Origin of the sequence: Mesorhizobium sp. M7A.F.Ca.CA.003.01.2.1, assembly GCF_003998945.1 — a bacterium.
Lineage (GTDB): Bacteria > Pseudomonadota > Alphaproteobacteria > Rhizobiales > Rhizobiaceae > Mesorhizobium > Mesorhizobium ciceri.
Window position 1 is genome coordinate 1 of record NZ_RZRA01000500.1, and the last position, 4,105, is coordinate 4,105.

A 4,105-nucleotide genomic window follows, 5' to 3' on the forward strand; every position below is an offset into this window, starting at 1 on the left:
TTGCCCGAACCGCCGGCCTTTTCGATCTTCTCGATCGCGGCCTTGGAGGCGCCGGCGACGTCAAAGGCGAGCTTCGCCTTGATCTCGCCATCCGAGAGGATGCGCACGCCGTCCTTGACGCGGCGGATGACGCCGGCGGCAACCAGCGATTCAGCCGTCACGGTTGCCTTGGCGTCGAGCTTCTTGGCGTCGATGGCCACCTGGATGCGGGCCAGCGACACGACGGTGAAGCTCTTGGCGAAGATGTTGTTGAAGCCACGCTTCGGCAGGCGCCGGTAGAGCGGCATCTGGCCACCCTCGAAGCCGTTGATGGCGACGCCGGAGCGCGCCTTCTGGCCCTTGACGCCGCGACCGCCGGTCTTGCCGGAGCCGGAGCCGATACCACGGCCGAGACGCTTCTTGGAGTGCGTCGCGCCGTCCTTGTCACGCAGATCGTTGAGTTTCATCTGACTTCTCCTGCGCTCTGGCTCAGCCCTCGTCCACGACGCGGACGAGATGCTGGACGGCAGCGATCATGCCGCGCACGGAGGGCGTATCTTCCAGCGTGCGCTGCTTGTGCATCTTGTTGAGGCCGAGGCCGACCAGCGTCGCGCGCTGTTCCTTCGGACGGCGGATCGGCGAACCGATCTGCTCAACGGTGATGGTCTTGGTTGCTTTCTTGGCCATGGTCAAAATCCCTGGTCAGATCGACTATTCTTCAGCCGCAACGGCGGTGCCGCGGCGGGCCTGAAGGGTCGAATACTTGATGCCGCGAGCAGCAGCCACATCCTTGGGATGCATCTGGCTCTTCAGCGCGTCGAAGGTGGCGCGAACCATGTTGTAGGGGTTCGACGAACCCATCGACTTGGCGACCACGTCATGCATGCCGAGCGTCTCGAAGACAGCGCGCATCGGGCCACCGGCGATGATGCCGGTACCTTGCTTGGCGGCGCGCAGCAGCACGCGTCCAGCACCCCAGCGTCCTTCGACGTCGTGATGCAGCGTACGGCCCGAGCGCAGCGGCACGAAAATCATGTCGCGCTTGGCCGATTCAGTTGCCTTGCGGATAGCTTCCGGCACTTCGCGCGCCTTGCCGTGACCAAAGCCGACGCGGCCCTTCTGGTCGCCGACGACGACGAGTGCTGCAAAACCGAAGCGACGGCCGCCCTTGACGACCTTGGCGACGCGGTTGATGTGGACGAGCTTGTCCACCATGCCGTCATCGCGTTCTTCACGATCGCGGCCGCGGCCGCCATCCCTACGTTCCTGTGCCATATCCTGTTCCTTGTTTTTTTCCGGAAGCACGGTTGCTGATAAGATCCGGTGCCTCGCCCCGATTAAATCGGGAAACGGTCACCGGGGGCGAAATCATTTCCTTCGCATAATCTTTATCCGAAAAGTCTGCAACTTTTCGGGATCATGCTTAGAAGCTCAAGCCACCTTCGCGGGCAGCCTCGGCGAGCGCCTTGACGCGGCCGTGATAGATGTAAGCGCCGCGGTCGAAGACGACTTCCTTGACGCCGGCCTTGGTGGCGCGCTCGGCGATCAGCTTGCCGATCGCGGTGGCGGCAGCGGTGTCGGCGCCGGTCTTGAGCGAACCCTTGAAGTCCTTCTCGAGCGTCGAAGCGGCGGCGATGGTGTGGCCCTTGGCGTCGTCGATGACCTGCACATAGATGTTCTTCGACGTGCGGTGAACCGACAGACGCGGACGCTCGCCGGCGACCTTCTTGATCTGACGACGGACGCGCTGCGCGCGGCGCTGCGTGGATTCCTTGGTACCCATGATGGTCTTCCTTGCCTTCAAAAAACGGGGGCCGCCATATGCGGTAGGCGAAAGCGCCTCCCGCGACCGCTCCCCGCGGCGTTACACTCTTGGCTTGGCCCTTTCCGAAAAGTCTTCAACTTCTCGAGGCCAGGCCTACTACTTCTTCTTGCCTTCCTTGCGGACGATCTTCTCGCCGGCGTAGCGGACGCCCTTGCCCTTGTAAGGCTCGGGACCACGATACTCGCGGATCTCGGCCGCAACCTGGCCGACCTGCTGCTTGTCGATGCCGGCCACAGTGATTTCAGTCGGCTTCGGCACGGTGATGGTGATGCCCTGCGGCGTCTCATAGACGACGTCATGGCTGAAGCCAAGCGCCAGCTGCAGGTTCTTGCCCTGAAGTGCCGCGCGATAGCCGACGCCGGTGATCTCGAGCTTCTTCTCGAAACCGTCCTTGACACCCTGCAGGATGTTGACGATCTGCGTGCGCGACATGCCCCACTTGGAGCGGGCGGTCTTGGTCTGGTCGCGCGGCTGGACAGCGATCTCGCTGCCTTCCATCTTGACCAGCACTTCGTCGTTCACCACGAACTTCAGCTCACCCTTGGGGCCCTTCGCCGTCACGGTCTGGCCGTTGACGGTCGCGGTCACGCCCTGCGGCAGCGAAACGGGTTTCTTTCCAATACGAGACATTTTGTTGTCCTCGTCACTTCTCTTGTTTCAGGTCTCTGTCTTCGGGAACGATCCGAAGACCGGATTCCACTTTGCGGTCAACTGCCAGATCAGAAGATCTGGCAGAGGATCTCACCGCCGACGTTCTGTTCACGTGCTTCATGGTCGGCCATCACGCCCTTCGGTGTCGAAAGGATGGCGATGCCGAGGCCGTTTGCGACCTGCGGAATCGACTTGGCCGAAACATAGACGCGGCGGCCTGGCTTCGAAACGCGGGCGATTTCGCGCACGACCGGCGCGCCGTCGAAATACTTCAGCTCGATCTCGATTTCGGACTTGCCGTTGTCGAAGTCGGTCTGGCTGTAATCGCGGATATAGCCTTCAGCCTTCAGCACGTCGAGGACGCGGGTGCGCAGACGCGAAGCCGGCGTCGAAACGCTCGACTTCTTGCGGCCATACGCGTTGCGGATGCGGGTCAGCATATCGCCGAGAGGATCGCTCAATGACATGTTATGTCCTCCTTACCAGCTCGACTTGACCAGGCCCGGGATCTGGCCGTTATTGCCGAGATCACGAAGCGCGATGCGCGATACTTTGAGCTTGCGATAGTAGGCGCGCGGACGGCCGGTGACTTCGCAGCGGTTGCGGATGCGGATCTTGGCCGAGTTGCGCGGCATGGCAGCAAGCTTGAGCTGAGCGCGGAAACGCTCTTCCATCGGCTTGGACTGATCCATGATGATCGCCTTGAGCGCAGCCCGCTTGGGACCGTACTGGTCGGCAAGCTTGCGGCGCCTGTTGTTCTTCTCGACTGAGCTGGTCTTTGCCATTTCAGATTTTTCCTTTTCTCGCTGCCGTTACTGGCGGAAGGGGAAGTTGAAGGCCTTGAGCAATGCCCTGGCTTCGTCGTCCGTCTTCGCAGTCGTACAAACGATGACGTCCATGCCCCAGATCTGATCAACCTTGTCGTAGTTGATCTCCGGGAACACGATGTGTTCCTTGATGCCCATGGCGTAGTTGCCACGGCCATCGAAGCTCTTCGGATTCAGTCCGCGAAAGTCGCGGACGCGCGGCAGTGCGATGTTCACGAGGCGGTCGAGGAACTCATACATCCGTTCCTTGCGCAACGTGACCTTGGCGCCGATTGGCATCTTCTCGCGGACCTTGAAGCCGGCGATCGAGTTGCGGGCGCGGGTGACGACGGCCTTCTGGCCGGCAATCATCGCCAGGTCTTCGGCCGCGATCGAAGGCTTCTTCGAATCGGCGGTCGCTTCGCCGACGCCCATGTTCAGCACGATCTTGTCGATGCGCGGAACCTGCATCTCGTTGTCGTAGCCGAACTGTTCCTGCAGCGCCTTGCGGATGGTCTCGTTGTAGACCTGCTTGAGGCGCGGCGTGTTCTGAGCCTTGGACTGTTTGCTTTCAGCCGTGGGCTTCGTGGTTTGAGCCTTAGCCATTGATGACTTCTCCCGAGCGCTTGGCGACGCGCACCTTCTTGCCGTCCTTCTGGAAGATGAAGCCGACGCGGGTCGGCTTGCCATCCTTGGGGTCGGCCAGCGCGATGTTCGACAGCTGGATCGGCGCTTCCTTGGTGATGATCCCGCCCTCTTGGGACTGGGACTGCTTCTGGTGACGGCGGATCATGTTGACGCCGCGCACCAGCGCGGTGTCTTCCTTCGGCTGTACCGAGAGGAC

9 protein-coding genes are annotated in these 4,105 nt (G+C 61.6%); all 9 read right to left on the reverse strand.

The genetic code is table 11. From position 1 onward, the window contains the following. Positions 1–446 (reverse strand): 50S ribosomal protein L15 (rplO, locus tag EN969_RS19690; RefSeq protein WP_127419323.1); only part of this gene is annotated, 446 nt, incomplete at its 3' end. Between the two features lie 22 nt (positions 447–468). After that, positions 469–666, reverse strand: coding sequence for a 50S ribosomal protein L30 (rpmD, locus tag EN969_RS19695; RefSeq protein WP_006205449.1), 198 nt, complete (start codon positions 664–666; stop codon positions 469–471). 24 nt (positions 667–690) lie between these two features. Beyond that, positions 691–1,254, reverse strand: coding sequence for a 30S ribosomal protein S5 (rpsE, locus tag EN969_RS19700; RefSeq protein WP_006333394.1), 564 nt, complete (start codon positions 1,252–1,254; stop codon positions 691–693). A 148-nt stretch (positions 1,255–1,402) separates the two neighbouring features. Then, positions 1,403–1,762 (reverse strand): 50S ribosomal protein L18, encoded by a 360-nt coding sequence (gene rplR / locus EN969_RS19705; protein WP_013531433.1) that lies wholly within the window; start codon positions 1,760–1,762, stop codon positions 1,403–1,405. Positions 1,763–1,900: 138 nt separating this feature from the next. Next, complete coding sequence (rplF, locus tag EN969_RS19710; RefSeq protein WP_013531432.1) at positions 1,901–2,434, reverse strand: 50S ribosomal protein L6; 534 nt, start codon at positions 2,432–2,434, stop codon at positions 1,901–1,903. A gap of 89 nt (positions 2,435–2,523) precedes the next feature. Next, positions 2,524–2,922 (reverse strand): 30S ribosomal protein S8, encoded by a 399-nt coding sequence (rpsH, locus tag EN969_RS19715; protein WP_013531431.1) that lies wholly within the window; start codon positions 2,920–2,922, stop codon positions 2,524–2,526. A 12-nt stretch (positions 2,923–2,934) separates the two neighbouring features. Next, positions 2,935–3,240 carry a 30S ribosomal protein S14 gene (rpsN, locus tag EN969_RS19720; RefSeq protein ID WP_013895695.1) on the reverse strand — a complete coding sequence of 102 codons (306 nt, stop codon included), beginning with the start codon at positions 3,238–3,240 and terminating at the stop codon, positions 2,935–2,937. Positions 3,241–3,267: 27 nt separating this feature from the next. Continuing rightward, positions 3,268–3,867 (reverse strand): 50S ribosomal protein L5, encoded by a 600-nt coding sequence (rplE, locus tag EN969_RS19725; protein ID WP_063168070.1) that lies wholly within the window; start codon positions 3,865–3,867, stop codon positions 3,268–3,270. Then, the coding region (rplX, locus tag EN969_RS19730) for a 50S ribosomal protein L24 (RefSeq protein ID WP_127419324.1) at positions 3,860–4,105 on the reverse strand (246 nt) is incomplete at its 5' end. The genes rplX and rplE, both read right to left, overlap by 8 nt.

What these genes read in the sequence shown, in the direction of transcription:
- rpmD (WP_006205449.1), bottom strand. Translation starts at nt 666, where the DNA reads ATGGCCAAGAAAGCAACCAAGACCATCACCGTTGAGCAGATCGGTTCG.
- rpsE (WP_006333394.1), bottom strand. Translation starts at nt 1,254, where the DNA reads ATGGCACAGGAACGTAGGGATGGCGGCCGCGGCCGCGATCGTGAAGAA.
- rplR (WP_013531433.1), bottom strand. Translation starts at nt 1,762, where the DNA reads ATGGGTACCAAGGAATCCACGCAGCGCCGCGCGCAGCGCGTCCGTCGT.
- rplF (WP_013531432.1), bottom strand. Translation starts at nt 2,434, where the DNA reads ATGTCTCGTATTGGAAAGAAACCCGTTTCGCTGCCGCAGGGCGTGACC.
- rpsH (WP_013531431.1), bottom strand. Translation starts at nt 2,922, where the DNA reads ATGTCATTGAGCGATCCTCTCGGCGATATGCTGACCCGCATCCGCAAC.
- rpsN (WP_013895695.1), bottom strand. Translation starts at nt 3,240, where the DNA reads ATGGCAAAGACCAGCTCAGTCGAGAAGAACAACAGGCGCCGCAAGCTT.
- rplE (WP_063168070.1), bottom strand. Translation starts at nt 3,867, where the DNA reads ATGGCTAAGGCTCAAACCACGAAGCCCACGGCTGAAAGCAAACAGTCC.